Origin of the sequence: Thalassomonas sp. RHCl1, assembly GCF_947387555.1 — a bacterium.
Taxonomy (GTDB): Bacteria; Pseudomonadota; Gammaproteobacteria; order Enterobacterales; family Alteromonadaceae; genus Thalassomonas.
Map to the genome: position 1 here is coordinate 289,946 of NZ_CANDNZ010000006.1, position 22,846 is coordinate 312,791.

Annotated in this window: 22 protein-coding genes; 16 read left to right on the forward strand and 6 right to left on the reverse strand. The window is 48.5% G+C overall.

The genetic code is table 11. The features are described from left to right. Nucleotides 1–2 precede the first annotated feature (2 nt). The 4 genes from QL234_RS18335 to QL234_RS18350 are packed head-to-tail and all read left to right on the forward strand — an operon-like array spanning nt 3 to nt 3,181. Entirely contained in the window at nt 3–563 is a 561-nt protein-coding gene (locus tag QL234_RS18335) for a hypothetical protein (protein WP_281559244.1), read from the forward strand. 1 nt (nt 564) lies between these two features. Next, nucleotides 565–1,572, forward strand: coding sequence for a COX15/CtaA family protein (locus QL234_RS18340; protein ID WP_281559245.1), 1,008 nt, complete (start codon nt 565–567; stop codon nt 1,570–1,572). Between the two features lie 8 nt (nt 1,573–1,580). Continuing rightward, nucleotides 1,581–2,495 carry a heme o synthase gene (gene cyoE / locus QL234_RS18345; protein WP_281559246.1) on the forward strand — a complete coding sequence of 305 codons (915 nt, stop codon included), beginning with the start codon at nt 1,581–1,583 and terminating at the stop codon, nt 2,493–2,495. 38 nt (nt 2,496–2,533) lie between these two features. After that, nucleotides 2,534–3,181, forward strand: coding sequence for an SCO family protein (locus tag QL234_RS18350; RefSeq protein ID WP_281559247.1), 648 nt, complete (start codon nt 2,534–2,536; stop codon nt 3,179–3,181). Between the two features lie 145 nt (nt 3,182–3,326). Here the strand turns inward: QL234_RS18350 and QL234_RS18355 are convergent, their stop codons facing one another. Beyond that, nucleotides 3,327–4,376, reverse strand: coding sequence for a polysaccharide deacetylase family protein (locus tag QL234_RS18355; RefSeq protein ID WP_281559248.1), 1,050 nt, complete (start codon nt 4,374–4,376; stop codon nt 3,327–3,329). A gap of 129 nt (nt 4,377–4,505) precedes the next feature. On the opposite strand from QL234_RS18355, the gene QL234_RS18360 reads away from it, so the two are divergent. Then, entirely contained in the window at nt 4,506–5,828 is a 1,323-nt protein-coding gene (locus QL234_RS18360; RefSeq protein WP_281559249.1) for an MATE family efflux transporter, read from the forward strand. A gap of 18 nt (nt 5,829–5,846) precedes the next feature. Here QL234_RS18360 and QL234_RS18365 read toward each other — a convergent pair whose 3' ends face one another. Both QL234_RS18365 and nfuA read right to left on the reverse strand, forming a co-directional pair. Then, complete coding sequence (locus QL234_RS18365) at nt 5,847–6,104, reverse strand: hypothetical protein (RefSeq protein WP_281559250.1); 258 nt, start codon at nt 6,102–6,104, stop codon at nt 5,847–5,849. A 69-nt stretch (nt 6,105–6,173) separates the two neighbouring features. Next, nucleotides 6,174–6,752 (reverse strand): Fe-S biogenesis protein NfuA, encoded by a 579-nt coding sequence (gene nfuA, locus QL234_RS18370; RefSeq protein WP_281559251.1) that lies wholly within the window; start codon nt 6,750–6,752, stop codon nt 6,174–6,176. 196 nt (nt 6,753–6,948) lie between these two features. Between nfuA and QL234_RS18375 the strand changes: the two genes are divergently transcribed. Beyond that, on the forward strand, nt 6,949–9,537 hold the full coding sequence (locus QL234_RS18375; protein WP_281559252.1) for a M14 family metallopeptidase: 2,589 nt from the start codon (nt 6,949–6,951) through the stop codon (nt 9,535–9,537). Nucleotides 9,538–9,569: 32 nt separating this feature from the next. On the opposite strand, the gene QL234_RS18380 is transcribed toward QL234_RS18375, so the two are convergent. After that, entirely contained in the window at nt 9,570–10,340 is a 771-nt protein-coding gene (locus tag QL234_RS18380; protein ID WP_281559253.1) for a ComF family protein, read from the reverse strand. 52 nt (nt 10,341–10,392) lie between these two features. Here QL234_RS18380 and bioH point away from each other — a divergent pair, with 52 nt between their 5' ends. The 3 genes from bioH to QL234_RS18395 all read left to right on the forward strand — a co-directional run bounded on the left by bioH (nt 10,393) and on the right by QL234_RS18395 (nt 12,714). Then, nucleotides 10,393–11,175 carry a pimeloyl-ACP methyl ester esterase BioH gene (gene bioH / locus QL234_RS18385; protein ID WP_281559254.1) on the forward strand — a complete coding sequence of 261 codons (783 nt, stop codon included), beginning with the start codon at nt 10,393–10,395 and terminating at the stop codon, nt 11,173–11,175. Nucleotides 11,176–11,334: 159 nt separating this feature from the next. Then, nucleotides 11,335–11,667, forward strand: a complete 333-nt coding sequence (locus QL234_RS18390) for a hypothetical protein (RefSeq protein WP_281559255.1) — start codon at nt 11,335–11,337, stop codon at nt 11,665–11,667. Nucleotides 11,668–11,685: 18 nt separating this feature from the next. Further along, nucleotides 11,686–12,714, forward strand: coding sequence for a putative metalloprotease CJM1_0395 family protein (locus QL234_RS18395; protein ID WP_281559256.1), 1,029 nt, complete (start codon nt 11,686–11,688; stop codon nt 12,712–12,714). Nucleotides 12,715–12,783: 69 nt separating this feature from the next. Here the strand turns inward: QL234_RS18395 and pyrE are convergent, their stop codons facing one another. Then, nucleotides 12,784–13,425, reverse strand: coding sequence for an orotate phosphoribosyltransferase (gene pyrE / locus QL234_RS18400; RefSeq protein ID WP_281559257.1), 642 nt, complete (start codon nt 13,423–13,425; stop codon nt 12,784–12,786). Nucleotides 13,426–13,459: 34 nt separating this feature from the next. Further along, complete coding sequence (rph, locus tag QL234_RS18405; protein ID WP_044834288.1) at nt 13,460–14,173, reverse strand: ribonuclease PH; 714 nt, start codon at nt 14,171–14,173, stop codon at nt 13,460–13,462. Between the two features lie 139 nt (nt 14,174–14,312). Between rph and QL234_RS18410 the strand changes: the two genes are divergently transcribed. The 7 genes from QL234_RS18410 to QL234_RS18440 all read left to right on the forward strand — a co-directional run bounded on the left by QL234_RS18410 (nt 14,313) and on the right by QL234_RS18440 (nt 22,683). Beyond that, nucleotides 14,313–14,822, forward strand: coding sequence for a thioredoxin family protein (locus QL234_RS18410; protein ID WP_281559258.1), 510 nt, complete (start codon nt 14,313–14,315; stop codon nt 14,820–14,822). Between the two features lie 5 nt (nt 14,823–14,827). Beyond that, a complete protein-coding gene (locus tag QL234_RS18415; protein ID WP_281559259.1) occupies nt 14,828–15,499 on the forward strand; it encodes a gluconate 2-dehydrogenase subunit 3 family protein in 672 nt (223 codons plus the stop codon). Beyond that, entirely contained in the window at nt 15,496–17,202 is a 1,707-nt protein-coding gene (locus QL234_RS18420; RefSeq protein ID WP_281559260.1) for a GMC family oxidoreductase, read from the forward strand. The genes QL234_RS18415 and QL234_RS18420 overlap by 4 nt, the downstream gene beginning before the upstream one ends. 162 nt (nt 17,203–17,364) lie before the next feature. Further along, on the forward strand, nt 17,365–18,228 hold the full coding sequence (locus QL234_RS18425) for a YicC/YloC family endoribonuclease (RefSeq protein WP_281559261.1): 864 nt from the start codon (nt 17,365–17,367) through the stop codon (nt 18,226–18,228). A 98-nt stretch (nt 18,229–18,326) separates the two neighbouring features. Then, entirely contained in the window at nt 18,327–19,031 is a 705-nt protein-coding gene (locus QL234_RS18430) for a pseudouridine synthase (protein ID WP_281559262.1), read from the forward strand. Between the two features lie 56 nt (nt 19,032–19,087). Further along, a complete protein-coding gene (locus QL234_RS18435; RefSeq protein WP_281559263.1) occupies nt 19,088–20,224 on the forward strand; it encodes an MltA domain-containing protein in 1,137 nt (378 codons plus the stop codon). A 233-nt stretch (nt 20,225–20,457) separates the two neighbouring features. Continuing rightward, a complete protein-coding gene (locus QL234_RS18440) occupies nt 20,458–22,683 on the forward strand; it encodes a TonB-dependent receptor (protein WP_281559264.1) in 2,226 nt (741 codons plus the stop codon). Nucleotides 22,684–22,846 lie beyond the last annotated feature (163 nt).

The following is a 22,846-nucleotide window of genomic DNA, read 5'->3' on the forward strand; positions in this document are numbered from 1 at the left end:
GTATGGGTGCTATAGCGCAAAAGAAATCACGCCGCAGTTTTATCTATGTTTGCTGCGCCTTCATCATCCCGATTGTGCTGGCCAAATTGGCGCTGGAACAACAATGGTTTAACTACGGGGTGACCAATCAGGGGCAGCTGCTGGAAAGCGGCTTAACCCTGGAGCAGCTGGGATTGTCGGAGCAGGATTTTGATCAAAGCTGGCTGATTTTATATCGTTTGCCACAAGAGTGCCGCCTGCAGTGCCAACGGACCCTGGCCAGTGTCAATAACACCTATATTGCCCTGGGTAAGGAAATGCCCCGGGTCAAGCCGGTGGCGCTGATCTTCGAGGCGTTAACCGCAGAGCAGCTGGCGGCTATTCAGACCAAACGCTGGCATATTCAGCCTATTCCCAGTTTAGCCCGCAACCTTATCAAAGAGCCCCAGGTTTATATCGTCGATCCTTTAGGTAACCTGGTGTTATCCCATGTGCCGCCGCAAGAAAGCAAAGACTTGCCGGCGTTTGGCAAAGGTATTCTTGCCGATCTGCAAAAATTACTGAAATACTCGAGGATTGGATAAGATGGGCAATCAAGATGTGAAGAATATCAGAAACCTGGTGCTGATCAGCATCCTACTGGCGCTGGTTGTGGTCAGCCTCGGGGCCTATACCCGGTTAACCCATGCCGGACTGGGGTGTCCCGACTGGCCCGGTTGTTATGGCTTTATTGATGTGCCACAAACCAGCGAGCAGATCCGCCAGGCAGAGCTGGCCTTCCCCGAGCGACCGGTGGAGCCGGAAAAAGCCTGGAATGAGATGATTCACCGCTATTTTGCCGGCAGCTTAGGTTTACTTATTTTGCTGATCAGTATTTTATCCTTTAAACACAGGCGATTGGGTATTCCTGTCTATCTGCCGCTGGCGCTGCTGGCGTTAGTGATCTTTCAGGCCGCGCTGGGCATGTGGACGGTTACCATGAAGCTGATGCCTGTGGTGGTTATGGGGCATCTGCTTGGCGGGTTCTGCACCTTATGTCTGTTATTCTTGTTATATTTGAGGCTTAAACCTTACCGTATCCCCAGCGGCGACTGGCCGATCAAGAAATACTGGTCTTATGGCCTGCTCGGGGTGGTGATCTTAACGGCGCAGATAGGTCTTGGCGGCTGGACCTCCTCTAACTATGCCGCCCTGGTGTGTACCGAATTGCCCATCTGCCAGGACGGCTGGGTGGAGCGACTGACGTTTAGCGAGTCTTTCGACTTGATCCCGCCGAAGCGGGAAAGTTATGAATTCGGCCATCTGGGCCATAACGAGAGGCTGACCATACATGTGATGCACCGTTTCGGTGCTATTGTCACTGCCCTTTACCTGGCCTGGCTGGCGCTGGTGATTTACCGTAAAGCCCAGTCGCAATTTTTTAAGAAAACCGCCCTTGGCCTGGCAGCTATCCTGCTGTGCCAGCTGGCACTCGGGGTGAGTAATATCTGGTTCTCTTTACCTTTAAGCGTTGCCGTCAGCCACAACGTGGTGGCCGCCTGCCTGATGCTGATCCTGATCACCTTAACTTACAGTTTAAAACGCAAAATATGAGGGTCCTTATGGCTAAAACCACCAGTATTGATCTCAAGGCGCCGATCGCTGAAAAAGCCCTCTGGCATGATTATTATGAAATAACCAAACCTAAGGTGGTGGCGCTGCTGGTACTTACCGCCCTGGTGGGCATGAGTTTGTCCGTGCCCGGCGCCATCCCCTGGCAATTATTGCTGCCGGCGATGGCAGGCATCGCTTTGCTCTCTTCTGCAGCGGCGGCAATTAACCATATTGTCGATGAAAAAATTGACAGTATTATGGGGCGCACCCATAACCGGCCCATGCCCAACGGCCGTATCAGCCAGCGCAATGCCGTTATTTTTGCTACCGTACTGGCGGTGTCGGGTTTTGTGATCTTGTACTTTTTGGTGAATCCGTTAACCGCTTATCTGACCGCCGCCGGTCTGGTGGGTTATGGCTTTGTCTATACCATGTATTTAAAGCGGGCAACGCCGCAAAACATCACCATCGGTGGCCTGGCGGGGGCTATTCCGCCGTTATTGGGCTGGACCGCCATGACCAATGAGATCCATCCCAATGCCTTATTGCTGGTGCTGCTGATCTTTACCTGGACGCCGCCGCATTTCTGGGCGCTGGCTATCCACAGGAAAAATGACTATGCCAAAGTTAATATTCCCATGCTGCCGGTCACCCACGGGGTCAGTTTTACCAAGACGCAGATATTGCTCTATACCGTGCTCTTGTTTGTCGTCGGCCTGTTGCCCTACCTGGTGGGCATGAGCAACTGGCTATATCTGATCGGGGCAATCGTGTTAAACTTTATCTTCTTTATTTACGCCTGGAAATTAAAGTTTCACGCCGATGCCAATACCGCCATGGATACCTTTAAATTTTCCATTATCCATTTGATGTTGTTGTTTGTGATCTTATTGCTCGATCACTATTTATTACCCGTGGCGTAAGTACTGACAAACGGTTTAACTGAGGAAAGTTTTTTATTATGAATAAAGTGCTTTATGGCCTGGTTGCTTTGCTTGCCCTTGTCGGCGGGGTGTTGTTCTTCTATCAGGTGGCGCATTCGGCGCCGCCCAAGCATGCCTTGTATTACCAGCAACCGAGGACGATTAATGCCTTTGAGCTTACTGACCATACCGGGGAGACATTTGATAATCAGGATCTGGTCGGCAAGTGGTCCTGGGTCTTTTTTGGCTATACCTCCTGCCCGGATGTTTGTCCGACGACTTTGCAGGAGCTGAATTTTATTTATGAAGACCTTAAAGGGATCAGAGACAATACCCAAATCCTGTTGGTGTCTGTGGATCCCGGCCGCGACAGTCAGGAAAAGCTGGCGCAATATATAGGGTATTTTAATCCGGAGTTTAAGGCGTTAAGGGCCGGTCATTCGATGTTGTTTCCTTTTGCCCGCAATTTAGGCCTGATGTATGCCATCAGCGGTATGGGAGAAGAAGATGAAGGAGACGAGGAAAATGAAAATTACCTGGTGGATCACAGCGCCTCTATGGTGTTGATTAATCCCGAAGGCAATATCAGCGCCATCTTTAAGCCCGAACATGAAATTGGCCAGCCTCCTGGTGTTAACGGTGAGGTGCTGGTGGAAGACTTTGCCAGGATAGTGAAGTTATTTTAGCTGTTTGTTTATAACGGGTACCACTGGTTATGTTTATCCAGCACTTTACTTGAGAAAGGGCTGGGCCTGGAATAGCGGTAAAACCTGCCGGCCTGACTGATACTCACCACAGAGCAGTTACTGCGCTGGCATCCCGGGAGAGTCTTTACAGCGGGTACCACTGGTTATTTTTATCCAGGATAAACCAGGGCCTGGAATACCAGTAAAACCTGCCGGGCTGACTGATACTCGGCGCAGTGCAGTTGCTGCGCTGACGCCCCGGGGTTAAGGGCTTATCCAGTTTGATGGTAAAAAAGCTTTCATCTTGCCAGATCACCTGCTGGCGGCCCAAGCCGGAAACATAACAGCTGAGTTTTTCCGGCACAAAGTCATTCACTATCACTTTAAAGCCCAATGCCGGCGCCTGCTGAAAATTAACTATAGTACTGGCCTGTTTGCCCGGCAGGCTGATGCTAAAGGGCAGGGCATAGAGCTTATCGCGTAAACTCACCAGTTTGTCATAAGGACGGGAAGCCGGAAAGCGGGGCACGCTGGTTAAATCCGTGGCTAAACCTACGGCGCCGGATTGCTGGGAAAAACCGATATAGTCATTTTTCCTGAGCCAGTTTTGAATGGCCGGGGAATACTCGCCATAGGGATAAGAAAAGTATTGCCAGTTCTGGCCGGTTTTTTCTTTGATGATCTGCTCGGCTTCAATAATGTTGTAACTGTATTGCAACAGCCATTCTTTATCTGTGATATTATCGGCTTTGCGGGTGGCGGAGTCATGTTTTAAGCCGTGGTTGGCAATAATGGCCCCTGTGTCTGCCATGGTCTTTATTTGCTGCCAGTTTAAGAAGCCCGCGTAACCTTTTTCCACCAGGTGCGGGTTGATAAATATGGTGTATGGATAGTTATATTGCTGCAATAACGGCCTTGCCCGGGTGAAAATATCGAGATAAGCGTCATCAAAGGTGATAACCACGGTTTTATCCGGGATAGGTTGTTGTTTTTTGATGGAATTCATTACATCGGATAAGGGCGCCACCTTAAAGTCGTTCGCTTTCAGGAATGCCAGGTGCTTTTCGAACTGGTCCGGGGAAATACTGGTGCTGGCGGGGGTGTTATCATCGACATGATGATATTGTAAGATCACCGCGCTTTGTGCGCTTTTCAGGTTAAAGGCACAAAGTAATACCAGCAGGAGAAATTTCATAGCCATGTTCTTTTTCTTCGGGATAAGTATTAAAAATAACGCTTTTTAGTAAAAATACCCAGTTTATCCGAGATATCTCTTGATCTAAGTCTAAGGAAAAAATTTTTGTTGTCGATAAAAAACAGACATATGCATAAACATCTGTTTACCCTGGCGATCCCTATGATCTTGTCGAATATTACCGTACCCCTGCTCGGGCTGGTGGATACTGCGGTGATCGGCCATTTAGAGCAGGCTTATTTTCTCGGCGGTAGCACAGTCGGCGCTATGCTGATCACTGCCATTACCTGGCTGTGCGGCTTTTTGCGTATGTCGACCACAGGTTTGTCGGCCCAGGCCTACGGGGCCTTTGATAAACAGCAAGGTTTGATCATCTTGATGCGCGGCGTGCTGGTGGCTTTGCTTATTGCTGCTGTGGTGCTTATTTGTCAGGGATTTTATCTGGATATTGCCCTTTCCCTGGCGGGGGGCTCGGAGCAGGTACAGTTTTATGCCCGGCAATATAGTGAAATCCGTATCTGGGGGCTGCCGGCGGCATTGGCTAACCTGGTGATTTTAGGCTGGCTCCTGGGTAACCATCAGGCGAAAACCGTGATGGTACTCTTGATTGTCACCAACCTGATTAACCTGGTGCTGGATTTGGTTTTTGTCCTGGGGCTGGGCTGGCAGGTGCGGGGGGTTGCCCTGGCGACACTGGTGGCGGAGTATTCGGGGTTAACCTTAGGGCTGGTGGTGATCATACGCAGTAAGTTCAGCGAATTAAAGCTGATGTGGCAGGATAAAAACTGGTTTCGCCTGTTAACCAACCGTGCTGCTTTGCTGGAGTATTTTAAGCTTAACCGGGATATCTTGATCCGTACCCTGTGTCTGGAGATTTGCTTTATTTTTATCACCTTCCAGGGAGCACGCCTGGGGGATAATATTGTCGCCGCCAACGCCATTTTAATGAACTTTTTGTTGCTGATCTCTTTTGGCTTAGACGGCATCGCCAACGCCGCCGAAGTTATGGTGGGCAAAGCCAAGGGGGCCGGTGACAATAAAAAGCTTAAACAGGTGGTCAATATTTCTTTGGTGTGGAGTGCCTTATTCGCTTTGGCTTATAGCCTGGCATTTATTATTGGCGGACAATATTTTATTACCCTGATCTCGGATATTCCTTCCGTGGTGGCAGAAGCTAACTTGTACTTTAGCTGGATTATTTTTCTGCCCCTGATCAGTTGCTGGTGTTATCTATATGACGGCGTTTATATCGGTTTAATGCAGGCCAGGGCGATGCGTAACAGTATGCTGATTGCCACCTTTGCTTGTTTCTTTCCCATGTGGTGGCTATTGCAGGGTTATGGCAACCACGGCTTATGGGCAGCGTTTTCCGTGTTTATGCTGATGCGCGGCCTGACCCTGGCCTGGCATTTTCATATTAGCGCTGCAGGCAAAGTGGTGTCGGCAAAATAACGGATAAACTATACCGGCTTATTTAAACAGATCTTTCCTGACCCGGGTGCGGTTAAAGATGTTGAGCAGGCGATTGGCAAAAATACCCAGGTAGCCGATGGCGGCCATGACAACCCCCGGCACCAGTAACAGCAAGCCGGGAATTTGCCACAGGGGATCGGTGAAATAACCCAGCATAATGGCTAAGGCGCCGACAATAAAAAGACCAAAACCCCGAAGAAACAGCTTTAAACTCTGTTGGGGATTTTGGCCTAATCTTTCTAAAACAGCTTTCATTTACGTTTTTATCTCAAGAGCAGGTCGAGGTTTTGCCCCGGACCTGTGCTCTTGGTGGTAAACAAGGTTTTAGTAATAAGAGTGCTCACCGCGCTGGTGTTCGGTCATATCACGGACACCGACGATCTCATTGCCCATAGTGGCCAGCAACTGTTTTTCGATACCGTCTTTTACGGTGACATCTATCTGGCTGCAGCCGTTACAGCCGCCGCCAAATTGCAGCACAACATAACCGTCTTCGGTGATCTCCATCAGGGTACATTCGCCGCCGTGTCCGGCCAGTTGCGGGTTGACTTCGGTTTGCAGGAAGTAATTTACCCGGTCAAATAAGGGGGCATCGTCGGCCACTTTGCGTAATTTGGCATTAGGCGCTTTTAACGTCAGCTGTGAGCCCATTTGATCTGTGGTGAAATCAATTTCGGCCTCTTCCAAAAATGGTTTGCTGTCCTGATCGATATAAGCGGAAAAATCCTTGAAAGGAATTTCGATATCGTCCTGCTCTATCGCTTCCGGCGGGCAATAAGAGACACCACATTCGGCGTTTGCCGTGCCGGGATTAACAACAAATACCCGGATACTTGTACCTTCCGCCTGTTGTGATAATAACTTCACAAAGTGCGCTTGGGCTGATTCTGAAATACTGATCATTGTGTCTACTCACTGTCAACACAGGTATAATAAGGATTTATACCTGACTATTTTACTCAAGTATGGCCATTTTACTCTGCATTGATGAGCTGTGCCAGCACTAGTTGTGGATAATAATAAATAAATAATCGCTTTGTTACTGGTTTCAATGGCTTTTGTTTGTTATTTTTATGCTTGCTTACAAAAGGAAATCATCATGTTTTTTCAGCGTTTATTTTCTCGTTCCCTGCTTGCCGGGTTCTTTTTTTCCCTCGTTTTAAAGGGGGCCTATGCCGCTCCCCTGTCCGAGTACCTGTCAAAAGAAAATAATTATATGCCGGGGGTGCCGGAGCCCGCTGCTGTGCTGGGCTTTGATGTTGGTGACCGCCAGATAAGACATGATCAACTGCTGAATTATTTTCAAACCCTGGGGCAAGCCAGTCCCAGGGTAAAACTGACCCCGATAGGGCAAACCAGTCAATACCGGCAGCAACTGCTGGTGACCATCTCCAGCGAAGAAAACCTCGCCAACCTGGATAGCCTGCTGGAAAAAAGAAGTGTCAGTACGCTGATGAAATCCGGTAAAAAAGACAGCGGAAGTGACGGACCTTTGGTGGTTTGGCTCGGTTATAGTGTCCATGGCGATGAGATCAGCGGCGCCAATGCCTCTATGCTGGCAGCCTACCATTATGCCGCCAGTCAGGATAAAGAAGTGACCGAAATGCTGGCGCAAACCATTATTGTGATGGAGCCGAGCATTAATCCCGACGGCATGGACAGGTTTGTCAACTGGGTTACCACCTTCCGCGGCACCGTTGCCAATGCCGATGCCAACCATATCGAACACCATCAGGGCTGGCCGAGTGGGCGCACTAACCATTTCTGGTTTGATCTTAACCGTGACTGGTTATTGCTTTCGCAAAAAGAGAGTCGTAACCGGTTGAAATATTTTCACTATTATCAACCCAATGTCCTGGGTGATTATCATGAGATGGGGGCCAATTCCAGTTACTTTTTCCAGCCGGGCATACCGACCCGGACCCATCCACTGACGCCCAAGGAAAATACCCGTCTCACCCAAACCATCGCAGGTTTTCATGCCAGGGCACTGGATCAGGAGCAGCGCTTATATTTCAGTGAAGAAAACTATGATGATTTTTATTACGGCAAAGGTTCTACCTATCCGGATATCAACGGCAGTATCGGTATCTTGTTTGAACAGGCCAGTAGCCGGGGTATGCAGCAGGATACTCTCAACGGGCTATTGACCTTTGATTTTGGTATTAAAAACCACTTGTTAACGTCCCTGTCGACGGTGGAAGGCGCCTGGAAAAATAAAGACAAACTAACAGCCTACCGTAAAAAGTTTTATCAGCAAGGACTCAAACTGGCGGGTAAGGAAAAATTCAGCGGTTATTTGCTGCACGAGGGCAAGGACAGTCACAGACTATTTGCCTTTTTAGATAAGCTGAAACAACATCAAATCCAGGTTTATCCGTTAACGGAAGACTACAGCCATAACGGTAAGCAATACCGTAAAGAAAACAGTTATTTTGTGCCGCTGGAGCAGCCCCAATACCGGGTGATCCAGGCGCTGTTCAATCAGGAAACCAATTTCCGCGACAATACCTTCTATGATGTTTCCGGCTGGACCATGGCGCTGGCGATGAATATTGAATTTCAGAAAGTCGAACGTACCTGGGGACTGGAATTAGCCAAAAATACCTGGCAGCGCAGCGAGTCCCAGCCACAGGAGATAGATGAAAATGCCTATGCCTATGGTTTTGAGTGGCACCATTTCCTGGCGCCTAAAATGCTCAATCAGTTGCTGGCCCAGAGAATAAAAGCCAAGGTCGCCACTAAGGCTTTTACCGCCGCGATGGCAAAGGGTAACCGCAGCTTTAAACCCGGCACTATAGTGATCCCCGCCGGCCTGCAAAAGCAAGCGAACTGGCGTGAACTGGTCGCGCGGGCCAGTCAAAGCAATAACATCGAAATGATCAGCTTTAGCACAGGTTTTACCCCGAAAGGTATAGATTTCGGCAGTAATTCGTTAAGGCCTTTGTCTCAGGTGAAAACCTTGCTGGTGGGCGGTGTCGGTGTTTCCCAATATGAAGCCGGCGAGATCCGCTATTATCTCGATGAGCTGCTCAATGTTCCGGTTTCTGTAGTCGAGCAGCAAAGGTTGGCTAAAATCAACTTATCCGACTATAGCCATGTGATCTTTGTTGACGGCAACTATAGTTCGCTCCCGGAGGCTACCGTGACTAAGCTGACTGCCTGGGTGAAACAGGGGGGCACCTTGTTCGCACAAAAGCGGGGGGCGAAATGGCTGGCGGACAAAGAATTGTTAAAAGCCGACTTTGTCAGCAATAAACAGTTAGATCAGTTGTTTGATACCGAGAACTTAATTTATGGCGATAAAGAAGCCCTTGCCGGGCGTAAGCGTATTGCCGGCGCGATTTTTAATACCCGCTTGGATACCAGTCATCCCCTTGCCTATGGTTATGATAAGGCCGAATTACCCATGTTCAGAAACAGCACCCTGATCATGGATCGCCCGACACAACCTTTCATCAGTGTTGCCAGCTATACCGAAGAGCCGTTGTTAAGCGGTTATACCGACCGTAACCTAGTCAACCGCATTGCCAATAACAGCGCCCTGGTGGCGCATAATTTAGGTAAGGGCAGGATTATCGCTACCTCAGATAACTTTGTTTTTCGCGGTTACTGGTACGGCAGTGCCAAGCTGTTGGCCAACAGTTTGTTTTTTGCCAAAGCCTTCCATGCGCCGGTGAGAAAATAACGGCTCTGTTTTTCTTCGCCCGGCTTCATCTGTCAGCCGGGCAGGGTCAGGCAAGCACTGACCACAGTTACTTTAACTACGCCCTGTTTTTTTAGCAATCGGCTGATTTCATTGACGGTACTGCCTGTGGTGATGACATCATCCATTAACAGTATATGCTGAGGCAGTAATTTTGCATTGACGGTAAAGGCCTGGCGTAAATTTTTACGGCGGGCAATGCCACCTTGCCCGACCTGGGCACTGGTTTTTCTTTCCCGAGTTAAAGCCGTTGCCTGATAGCTGTAACCTGTTTTTTTGGCAAAGGTTTTTGCTATTAAATGGGCCTGGTTATAACCTCTGAACTGCCATTTGCTGAAATGCAGCGGTACTGACAGTACTAATCCGGGCTCCTGCTCCAGGTAGGGCTTTATCTGCTTTTGCCAGTGATCGGCGAGTAGCTGGCCGAGCAATGTCGCCAGTTCGAACCTGCCCTGATACTTTAACTGTTTCAGCCATACGCTTAACGGCCATTGGTAAGGGGACAAAGACACCAGGTGATCAAAGCAGACCTTAGGCAATGCCCGGTGAACCGCAGGCCAGTTAAGTAAATCTCCCCTGATATCTGCGGTTTTAAAAACCGGTAGATCCCCGGTACAAGTATGGCAAAGCAAGGCATATTGCTGACAGGGGCTGCCACAGAGGTCGCAGCAGCTTAACCGGGAGGTTAAAAAGCTTTTAAGATGGCTAAGGCCTTTAAGGTAGCTGCTTTGACCGGTCTCCAGTAGCTGGCGGGCATTTTTTAACAACTGCGGCTTTAATTCCATTTCTCCCCTCCTTTTTGTAAACTAGCGCAAATTTTTACCGTAAGTAGTAAGCATGGCAGAAAGATTAGCTATCACCTCCCGGGGAACAGGTATTCCCCTGGTATTTATTCATGGTTGGGGATTTAATTCCGGTATCTGGCAACCCCTGGTGGAGCAGTTGGCGGATGTTTTTACCGTGATCACAGTCGATCTCCCCGGATTTGGCAATAATGCCGATAATATTCCGGATGACTACAACCTGGAGGAAATTGCCCGCTTGGTACAAGCCGGGGTTGGCCGGCCGGCTATCTATGCCGGCTGGTCGTTAGGCGGCCTGGTGGCGACGGATATTGCCCTGAATTTTCCACAACAGGTGCTGGGCCTGGTCACCATAGCCAGTTCCCCCTGTTTTATTGAAAAAGACGACTGGCCGGGTATCAAGCCAAAATTATTGTCGGGATTTCATCAGCAGTTATCCGAGAATATTGAAAATACCATAGAGAGCTTTTTGAAAATCCAGGCAATGGGCAGCCCGCATCTGCGTCAGGATTTAAAAGAGATCCATCGCCTGGTGATGCAATATCCGCTGCCCGGCAGGAAAACCCTGGATGATTCACTGTCATTACTGGAAAGCAGCGACAGGCGTAACCAATTGGCGGATATTCGTTGTCCTTTTATACGTTTGTATGGCCGCAATGATGTCTTGGTGCCTAAAAGCATTTATCCGCTGATGGAAGTACTTGCCCCGCAAAGTGAAGTGATGGTTTTTGAAGGAGCCTCACATGCGCCGTTTATTTCCCACCAGGATGAATTTTGCCGTCAGTTGAAAACCTGGCTGGTAAAGCATTTTTGTTGATAGGTTTCCCCGGCATGCGCGGTTGAGCTGTAGCCTGCCTATTTACATTTGTCTCGATTTGGTTAATAATTAAGCAAGGTATACTTAAGCGTAATGTGGTTACTCTATTTAGCTTACGAGTAATGCTTATGTTTCACCAAAGGTATAGGAGCAGATCACATGGAAATTCAATCAGCATTTAATGCCGGAGTACAGGGATTTCAGCGAGCTACTGAAGATGTAAACAGAGCTGCGTCGGATATCGCTCAAAATACAGCGGTAAACCGGAATGCAGAGCAAGAGCTGCAAAGTCAGCAAGGGCTTGAAAGCGCCAATACAACAGAAAATACCGCAACCAATAACGTTAATGCGGTAAGCGCTAATCAGGCGCCAGCAGGGCTGACAGAGTCGATAGTGAATTTAAAAGTGGCGGAAGTACAGGCCAGATCATCTGCAGAAGTGATACAAACCGCGGATGAAACCTTAGGCACCTTAATTGATGTCCGCGTGTAACGCACAAAGTTAAAGACAATGAACATTACCCCGCAATTTAATTATCTTCCTCTGGCTACGGCGGTGAACCCGCCGACAGATCATCTGCGCCGGGAAAATCACATGCGGGATGTGATCAGCCAGCCGGCGGCACTTAGCCAGTCGGCAGCAGAAAAAGGGGTTGCTTCCGAAAAAGACAAGGCCCGTACCCCGGTCCAGGACAACGAGTTTATTGATTTCGTTAGCTTACAGGACCAGCAGGAGCAGGAAGAAACTACGGTAGGGGATTCCACCCAAAACCGTAACCAGTCATCAGATCAGGCGCCGGATCAAGGGGCGCAGGGCGGCAGTCAGGATCAGGGGCGGGAATCTGGCGAGGAAGCTGCCCAGGATTCGCGTCAGGAGCAATTAGCCGAAGCCGAACAACTTGCCGAAGAGAAGGAAATTCAGGCATTACAATCCAGGGATCAGGAAGTCCGCACCCATGAGCTTGCTCATGCCAATGTTGGCGGGGCAGCAACCGGCAGCCCTTCATATACCTTTCAAGTCGGCCCTGACGGCAGAAGATATGCCATCGGTGGTGAAGTTTCCGTTGATTTGGCGCCTGTGAGCGGCGATCCCCAGGCAACGATTGCCAAAATGCAAAAAGTGCAGGCAGCAGCGCTTGCGCCGGTAGAGCCTTCCGGCCAGGACAGGCAGGTAGCTGCAACTGCTGGCAGGATTATTCTTCAGGCCCAGTCGGAACTGGCCAGCGCCGAGCCAACAGAGGACAACGGCTTTTCTACTCCGGCGAGTGCGGATAATGAGGGAGCAGGAAGAGCTGAGGATAGCCCGGCAGCGGAACAGGGGGCAAACTTTGCCGGTACAGCCAATAGCGGCTTGTCATCCGGCGGTGAAGAGTCTGATTTTGATACCCTGATCAACAGGACGCTGGAAGCTCAGGAAGAGGTTGTGCCGACCCGGCCGGCAGAAGTGGATGCCCGGGCGAACCGGGTTGAGAATTTTTATCTGAACATTAATCAGGCCTATGAAAAACCACCCAGCCATAATTTTCAGTTAACAGCCTGATATGGCTATTAAAGTTAAGATATAAATAAGCCCGCATCCGCGGGCTTATTTTTTGATGGATTAAAACAATCAGATACCAAAGTCTTCGCGGTATTGTTTGATATTTTTCAGATTTTGTTCCATCTCCGGTTTATCTTCCAGATAAGTGATCAAATCGCCCAGGGAAACAATAGAAATAACCCGGGTATTAAAGTCGCGCTCGACTTCCTGGATGGCAGAAAGTTCACCCTGACCTTTTTCCTGGCGATCCAGGGCAATTAAAACTCCGGAAAGCTCGGCGCCATTGGCCTTGATGATTTCCATGGATTCGCGGATGGCCGTGCCTGCGGTGATGACATCATCGACCAGCATGACCTTGCCGGTAAGGGCTGAACCTACCAGGTTGCCGCCTTCACCATGGCTTTTGGCTTCTTTACGGTTAAAGCAATAAGGCATGTCGATATCATGGTGGTCGGCAAGGGCGACGGCGGTCGTGGTGGCAATCGGAATGCCCTTGTAGGCAGGACCGAACAGCAATTCAAAATCGATGCCTGAATCCACCAGGGCCGAGGCATAAAAACGTCCCAGCTTGGCCAAATCGCCGCCGGTATTGAACAAACCGGCATTGAAGAAGTAGGGGCTGGTACGGCCTGATTTTAAAGTGAACTCGCCAAAGCGTAATACCTGTTTAGCTAAAGCAAATTCAATAAATTCACGTTGATAGTCTTTCATCAAATAGTTCTCGCTGTTAGTGGGCCGGATAAGTTTAGCTTAGGGCCGCTTTTTGCTCGTCAAATAATTCATTGATGCCTTGCTTGGCCAGTTGCAGCATTTCCTGCATTTCTTCGAAGCTGAAAGGCTCTTCTTCCGCGGTGCCCTGAACTTCGATCAGTTTGCCGGTTTCCGTCATGACCACATTCATGTCGGTGTCGGCAGCAGAGTCTTCCAGGTATTCCAAATCTGAAATCGGCTGGCCTTTATAAATACCGACAGAAACCGCCGCTATCATGTGTTTTAACGGGTTGGTGCTGATAATGCCTTTGTTTCTCATGTAATTTAAGGCGTCGACCAGGGCAACGCAGGCACCTGTGATTGAAGCTGTGCGGGTGCCGCCGTCGGCCTGAATGACATCACAGTCAACATTGATGGTGTTTTCGCCTAAAGCGCTTAAATCAACCGCGGCACGTAATGAACGGGCGATCAGACGAGAGATTTCCAGGGTGCGTCCACTTTGTTTGCCGCTGGCGGCTTCACGGCGCATACGGGTATGGGTAGAGCGTGGCAACATGCCGTATTCGGCGGTTACCCAGCCTTTGCCCTGGCCCTTAAGAAAACGCGGTACCCCTTCTTCTACCGAAGCGGTGCAAATTACTTTGGTATCACCAAATTCAATCAGCACTGAGCCTTCGGCATGGGTAGTGAATTGACGAGTAAAAGTAATAGGGCGAATTTGCCCCGGGGTTCTTCCGCTTGGACGCATGATGAAATTCCTGTCGTTAATTAATTGCTGCGCATTATAATCTTTCGGCTCATAATTTGACACAATGAGAATGCAAGTATTTTGAAATATAGTTATTTAAACCTGGGTCTCTTTGAATATCGAGTTATAAGGGGGTTTCATGCAAAAGTTTTTTTCCCGGTTTGTGCCGGCATTTTTTTCATTCCTGGTCTTGCTGCCGCCAGGAGCACAGGCTTTTGCCGAGCCCGGCCTTAATTTACCGGTTTACAGCACCAGTTACGACGATCAAAGAGATCCGTTTGCAGATGCCAGAGCCGCGATCAAGCTGGCAAAGAGTACGCAGCGTAATGTTTTGCTCGAGATTGGCGGTAACTGGTGTACCTGGTGTAAAAAGATGGACGCCTTTTTAGAACAGAATCCCGAAGTTTATCGCCAGCTGCACGATAAGTTTGTGCTGTTAAAAATCAATGTCAGCGACAGCAATGAAAATGAAGCTTTTATGAGTGCCCTACCGCCGGTGCTAGGTTATCCCCATATGTATGTTTCGACGGCTTCGGGCAAAATGATTTTATCCAAGGACACCGCGGAATTACTGCAAAACGGGAAGTATTCGGTAAAACACTGGCTGGAGTTTATTAATACCTGGCAGGCTAACGGTAAGCAGGGGTAACGTAAGTGGTAAATATTCGCTCATTTTTTGATGTTAACTATCAAACGCCTCTTTGGTTTAAAGAAAAGCACGCTCAGATAAAAATTTCCCGTCGGGCTTTGTTGAAGTCGGCGGCGGGAGCCTCGGCGATTGCCGCTTTACCTGCTAAAAGCTGGATCCCGGCACCGGAAGCTGAACTTATACAGGCGCTTAAAACCGATCCCTGGCTTACCTTGAATGCGGTGTTGGATCATCTGCTACCTGCCTCGGATTCCGGACCCGGCGCCCGGGATATCCAGGCGCTGGACTATTTATATAATGTCGTCACTAAACAGCCGACGGAGCAGGACGAAATAGAGTTTATTTTTAAAGGAGTTGGCTGGCTCAATGATTTTAGTAACAGCCAGAGCGGTAAGCCTTTTGTTACGTTGGAGCAAGCAGAAAAAGAAAAGCTGCTGCGGGCCATCAGCAACTCCCGGGCGGGGGAAAACTGGCTTAATACCCTGTTGAATTATATTTTTGAGGCCATGCTGTCACCTCCTGTGTACGGCGGTAATCCCGACGGTATCGGCTGGAAATGGCTGGAACATAAACCGGGCTTCCCTTTGCCTAACAAGGGGAAACGTTATTATGAATTACCGGGTCAAAAAGGTATTGCGGTGAAGGTTGTAGCAGCTAAAGGAAGTAAAAAAGCATGAGTTTTGATATCTGTGTGATCGGCAGCGGCGCCGGGGCTTCACCCGTGGCTTATACCCTGGCCAAGGCCGGTGCCAAGGTGCTGGTATTGGAAAAAGGCCCCTGGCTGACGGAAAAGGAATTTTATAAAGACGAACTGGCCATCAGTTTACGGGATGCCTACAATCCTGAGCTCACCGATGAGCAGCATGTGATTGAAGAGCTGTACGAAAGAGAAAGCGGTGAAACCTTTTGGCAGGGAGAGCCCACCAGCGAATCCGGCTGGAGTTTCTGGAGCGGCACGGTTGTCGGCGGCTCATCTAATTTTATGAGTGGTTATTTTCACCGCCTTAAACCCGATGACTTCAGGTTAAAGTCTGAATTTGGCGATATTGAAGGTGCTAATATCGCCGACTGGCCGATCAGTTATCAGGACCTTGAGCCCTATTATGCCAGGGTAGAACAGGAAGTCGGGGTGTCGGGCAGGGTTGTGGATCATCCCCACCAGGAGCCGAGGTCGACGCCGTTCCCCTATCCGCCGGTGGCGGAGCACGGGGTGTCTGCCTGGATAGACGAGGCGGCACAAAGTATTGGTTACCATACCATGCCGGTGCCCAGGGCGATTTTATCCCGGCCGGATATGGGGCGTAATTCGTGTGAATATTCCGGTTATTGCAGCAGTTATGGCTGCTCTTCCGGCGCCAAGGGCAGTGGCCGGGCGGCGCTGTTAAATCATGCGGTCGCCAGCGGCAACTGTACCATCAAGCCGGAGTCTAAGGTTTATAAAATTGAAACCGACAGCGAGGGCAAGATCACCGGTGTGCTTTATTATGATAAAGCCGGGCGCAAACATAAGGCGGTCGCCGATTTTTATGTAGTGGCCTGCCAGGCGATCGAAAGCTCCCGGTTATTGCTTGCTTCTAAAGGGGAAAAATTTCCCAACGGTTTGGCCAATAACCAGGGGCAGGTAGGTAAAAACTTAATCTTCAGTGCCGGCGGTACCGGGCGCGGAGATTTTTTCTATCAGGATCTGACCAAAGATCAGGTGAATACCATGAAGCAGGTGGGGCCCTTTGTTAACCGGGCCTTGCAGGACTGGTACCGTATTGAGGACAAAGCCTTTGGCAAGGCGGCTAAAGGCGGTACCATAGATTTTCTTTTCCATCAAAACCCTATTGCCCGTGCCCGGGGCAGTCAGTGGGATGAAAACGACAACCTGGTGTGGGGGGAGCAATTAAAGCAGAATTTAAAGCAGGAATTTACCACTTATAAAACCCTGCGTTTTGAAGTTTTTAACGACTGGCTACCCAATGATGACTGTTTTGTGACTTTAGATCCCGATGTCACCGACAAATGGGGAGATGCGGTGGCCAAGGTCAGGATAGGTTTCCATGAGCATGATCTTAAGGTCGGCGAATACCTGGCGGAAAAAGGTGAAAATCTGCTCAGGGCCATGGGAGCGACGAATATCAGCTCGTCTGTCAGCGGCGCGCCGCCGACCAATTTAATGGCAGGGGGTTGCCGTTTCGGTAATGATCCAAAAACTTCGGTATTGAATAAATATTGTCAGGCACATGAAGTGGATAGTTTGTTTGTGACCGACGGCTCTTTTATGCCCACCGGGGGCAGTGTGCCCTACACCTTTACCATATACGCCAATGCCTTTCGGGTGGCGGATCATATTAAACAGCGTTGGCAGTTAAAGCAGCAGGAAAAACCGGGTTAAGTATTTCCTGGTTCGGGAATTTCTTATACGCAGGTATTTGCGCCTGTTCAGCAATAATAACCGTGAAATAGCCGGGGAAAAATGATTTAAGGATTTGCTTAAGGTAGATCCTTTATTGTTGCTGGGGCATAATTAGCATACTTTTTGTTGCAGGTATTTATTATGATCCATAGCATGACCGGCTTCGCCCGTTATGAAGTCAAAGGTGAGTGGGGTAACGCGGTATGGGAAATTCGCTCGGTAAACCAGCGTTTTCTGGAAACCTACTTCCGCTTACCCGAACAGTTTCGAGGCATAGAGCCGGTATTACGTGAGCGTTTTCGCAAGCGCTTGAACCGTGGTAAGGTGGAATGCCATTTACGCTTTACTGCTAACCCTGCCGCAAAAAGCAATTTAACCCTCAATAAAAATTTAGCCGAGCAGCTGCTGCAACACGCTAATTGGGTCAATGAACAAACCCTTAACAGCCAGATTAATCCGCTGGAAATCATGCGCTGGCCCGGAGTGATGGAAGCGGAAGAATCGGATATCAATGCCATTCAGGCGGATATCCTGGAGGGGTTTGATGCGGCCCTCAAGGAATTTATTACCGCCCGCGGCAACGAAGGCGACAATCTTAAAGCCCTGATTGAACAACGGCTTGAAGCGATAGTGGTAGAGGCGGAAAAAGTCAAAGCCATGATGCCGGAAGTGATTTTATGGCAGCGTAACCGTATTACCGAAAAATTTGCCGAAGCCAGCCTTGAGCTAGATTCTACCCGGGTGGAGCAGGAGCTGGTGTTGCTGGCGCAAAAAATGGACGTCGATGAAGAGATCGACCGTTTGTTCAGTCATGTTAAAGAAACCCGCAACATCCTGAAAAAGGGCGGCCCGCAGGGACGGCGCCTAGATTTTATGATGCAGGAGTTCAACCGCGAAGCCAATACCTTAGGCTCTAAATCCATTAATGCCGATATCACCAACAGTGCAGTGGAATTGAAGGTGTTAATCGAGCAGATGCGCGAGCAGATCCAAAATATTGAATAATCTTGTTTGTTTTTTCCTGGTAAAACGTCTTTTTAAAGCCACTGATTAAAGTGGCTTTTTTGCAGTTTTTCTGCTGTAAAAGCCATGACTGATTTTCTATGCGCCTTGATAAATTTATTTGTAAAAGTACCGAGTTTTCCCGCGAACAGGCCAGGGAATTAATCCTTGGCGGCAATATCCGGGTCAATGGTGAAATACTGACCGATCCGGCGAAACAGGTGCATGAAAATAATGAAATTCTCTTTAAAGGCAGCAGGTTAAAAGCGCGTGATTCCCGTTATATTATGCTGCATAAACCGGCAGGTTCGATTTGCTCGAATGTTGATGAAAACTATCCGTCGGTTTTTAGTTTATTGAGTTTTGACCGGGTCGATGATTTACATCTTGCGGGCCGGCTGGATGTCGATACCACGGGGTTGGTCTTTATTACCGATGACGGGCGCTGGTCACAGCAGATTATTTCACCCAAAAATCAATGTTATAAAACCTATCTTGTCGGACTGAGAAATCCGGTTGCTGACGGTGTTGTGCAACAGTTTGCATCAGGTCTTCAACTGCAGGGAGAAAAAGAGTTAACCTTGCCGGCTAGATTGCAGATCATCACGCCGCAGCAGGTGTTACTGTCCATCATGGAAGGTAAATATCACCAGGTAAAACGTATGTTTGCAGCGATAGGAAATAAAGTCGTGAGTTTACACCGCCAGCAGATAGGTGATATTGCTTTAGAGCCGGGATTGCAGCCCGGGCAATGGCGTTATTTAACCCCGGATGAAGTATCGTGTTTTTCATCTCCTTCGTTATGAGGAAAGTTAAGCTGGCAACTTTTGAGCGTCAGATATTTTTAATAAGGTCTTTGTTTATGGTGATTTCAGGTGTGAAAATTAATGCTGTTATTTTGGTGTTATTGGGCCTTAATGTTTTTATTCCGGCTGCCCTGGGGCTAAGTTTTTCGCTTGAGCCTCAACCGGAGCTAGGCCAGTTGAGAGACTTTAAGGGCAGTGAACTTTGCCAGGTGGCAGAGAATAGCAAGCATTACCTGCAGAGCCAAAGGCAAGACACTTTTGCCGTACACCCGGGTAAACAAATCGATGACAAGATCACGCTGAAAAGGGTAGAGGATACCCTGGCTTTTATTTGTCAAACCTATCGGGAAGATGTGCGGGCGAAACGGCATAGCCGTTTACATGATACAGCATTCTTAAAACAGCACTTTGAGTTTGTCCGCTGGCGGCCGGATAAAGAAACGGCGACTAAAATTGCCGGGAAAAGCACCAATGAAACCAAAGCAAGGATGTTGAATAATATCCCTGATGAAGAAATTTTTCTCACCAAATATTATACCAAGCTATTGGATGGCAGTCCGGTAAAAACCCAGCACTATGATCAGGCGCTTTACGCCCTGCCGGAAGATGAACAAGGCCTTAGTTTAGCGCAGGCTGAGCTGCAAAAAGCGCAGTTAACCCGCTTTCGTTTTACCCGTCAGCAGATTATTGCCGGCGCCCTGGAGAAAGACAAGCGGGCAAAACCTTTGGTGTGGCTGACAGAAGAGGCGCTACATGATGTGTTGCTGCAGGGCACCGGCGTGTTAAAGGTCGATGGCAAGATCCGCTATTTTAATGTCCACCGTAATAACGGTATTGCCTATGACTACAGTATCGGAAAGCGAGAACAACCAAGGTATTGGTACTTTGTAGAAACACCGGAAATCATGGGTTATGGCCACGATCAGCCCAGTAAAATTGCTATTAAGCCCCAAGTGACTTTTGCCGGCAATATTGCCGAGCTCGGCGTGGGGAAGTTGATCATGGTCAGTTACCGGGACAACAAGGGGCAAGTCAGTCGGCTGGGGATCCTGGCAGATCAGGGAGGCGCTTTTGATAATAATCTTTTCCAACTGGATCTGTTGGTGGACAGTTATCGTGGCTGGTCTGATTATCACAGTTACAACGGCCATTTACCCGATTACGCCAGGGCCTGGATACTTTTACTGAAGTAAATGTCAGTTAAGGCGCTTAACCAGAAGAGGATAAAAGTCAGCGATGTCTTTATCCTTTTTTTTGGGCAATTTCCGCCGTACTTACAGGTTGAATTCTGGTGAAATTGTGAGAGTTTGATATCGATCAAACGAAGTCGGATTAGTGTCAATAAAACACAAATGACATTGATTCGTATTAGTAATAATGCTTAAATATATATACTTACAAAGTTATTACCTCAATAAGGTTTCCCATGCGTAGTTCATCGTTTTTTCAACCGGCTTTAATTGCCTCGGCAATTTTAGCTGCGATTAGTCACACTGCTGTTGCCAAAGACACAGATGATAATATCGAACATCTGGCCATTTTTGGCAGTGCTCAGGCAGTAAATGATGTGCCCGGAAGCGCCCATATGATCACGGAAGAAGAGCTGAACAAGTTTGATTTTACCGATATCATGCGTACCTTAACCTCAGTGCCCGGCGTTTATGTACTGGAAGAAGACGGTTATGGTTTACGTCCTAATATCGGTATGCGCGGTACAGGTCAGAACCGCAGTGAAAAAGTTACTATCATGGAAGACAATGTTTTAGCGGCTCCGGCGCCCTATGCTTCACCTTCAGCTTACTATTTCCCGACCGCGGGTCGTATGCAGCAGGTAGAAGTGCTTAAGGGGACTTCCAGCGCCATGTATGGTCCGCGTACCACAGGTGGTGTGATCAACATGTTATCCCGCCAGATCCCTGATGAAGCCCTTGCCGGTCAGCTTAACCTGACCACAGGTGAAGACGGTTACGCGAAAGTGCATGCCTACGCCGGCGGTTCCGGTGAGCAGGTTTCTTCGGTATTTGAGGTGTTCCGTTATCAGGCGGATGGTTTTAAAGACATTAACAACAGTGATCGTGATACCGGTTTTGTAAAAAATGATATTTTAGCGAAAGTTCGTTTTAACAGCGACAAAAACGCCGCTTACGATCAAGAGCTGGAGTTGAAATTAAAATACTCGGATGAAGACTCCGATGAAACTTATATGGGCTTGACGGACGCAGACTTTGCCGCCGATCCTTATGCCCGTTATTCAGCTTCTCAGCTGGATAATATGGACACTACCCATAAGCAGGTACAGATTAACCACCTGATCAAAATCAACGGCCGTTTCAACCTGATGACTACCGCCTACTACAATGACTTTAGCCGTAACTGGTACAAAACCAGCAAGGTCGGCAAGATGGTTGAGGAAGTACAGGAAGACGGCAGCGTTATTGAAGTGAAGAAATTCTCCAGCCTGGGTTCTGGCGGTACTGAAATCGCTTCAGATTATGATCGGGGCGCAGAGAGTGAAATTTATGCCCAGGTGAAAGCCAACAGTCGCGATTACCTGTCTAAGGGTCTGCAAACTGTATTGGATATCGACCTTGACGATCATCAGCTGAAATTTGGTGTTCGTTATCATGAAGATGAAATGGACCGTTTCCAGTGGGTTGATGAATACACCCTGGATCAGGATTACCAGATGACCCTGGATGTTGCCGGTGTTCACGGTGCCGATTCTAACCGTATCGACAGCGCAGAAGCTTTGGCGTTATTTGTTCATGATGAATATACCCTGGGGAATTTTATCATCAATGCCGGGTTACGTTATGAAGACATCACCTTAGAACGTCATGACTGGAAAGATGATCTTGCCCGCACCCAGGATCCGGTAAAACACACCAAGAATACCGTAGATGTCTGGTTGCCGTCACTGGCGCTAACTTATAGAGTCAACGAAGAGTTAGTACTGCTTGGTGGTATCCAAAAAGGTTTCGCGCCACCGGCACCGGGTAATGAAGAAGCAGACGATGAAGAAAGTATCAACTACGAGTTAGGTTTACGTTATAACAACGAAAGCTTACATGCCGAAGCCATTGCCTTCTTCTCTGACTATGACAATATGCACGGTAATTGTACCGTCAGCCAGAATTGCGCCGATGAAAATGTCGGTGAGCAATACAATGCCGGTGAAGTAGAAGTGAAAGGCCTGGAAGTGAAAGCAGGTTATGAATTTAAACTGGCTACCTTGTTGGTGCCGGTAGATTTGACCTATACCTTTACCGACACTGAGTTCTTAAACAGTTTTGAATCTAAGCTCGATACCTGGGGAGATGTCACTAAAGGTGAAGAGTTGCCATATGTACCGGATAATCAGCTGCAATTTGCTGCCGGTCTGGTGGGAGATAACTGGCGTGGCGATGTCTTAGTGCGCTATATGGATGAGATGCGTACTATTGCCGGCAGCGGCGATATTCCGAATGATGAAATGATTAAAAGCCGTACCGTAGTCGACTTAGCGGCTCATTATAACCTGGCCGAGAATCAGGAACTGACCCTGAATATCGACAACCTGTTTGATAAAGAGTATGCAACAACCCGTACCCACGGCTCTTTAATGGCAGGTAAACCTCGTACCATGACCATAGGTTATAAATACAGCTTCTAACCGGGCAAAAATGAATTAATCATCTATTGATTGGCTAAAAAAGACGAACCTGGTTCGTCTTTTTTTATGCCTGCTGTTTTGTGTATTGTCTGATAGCGTCCGGTTGTCAGCCTGATGTTTAGTTCAGCCGGGTAGCAGGGTATGATAGTGATAATCGGATTTT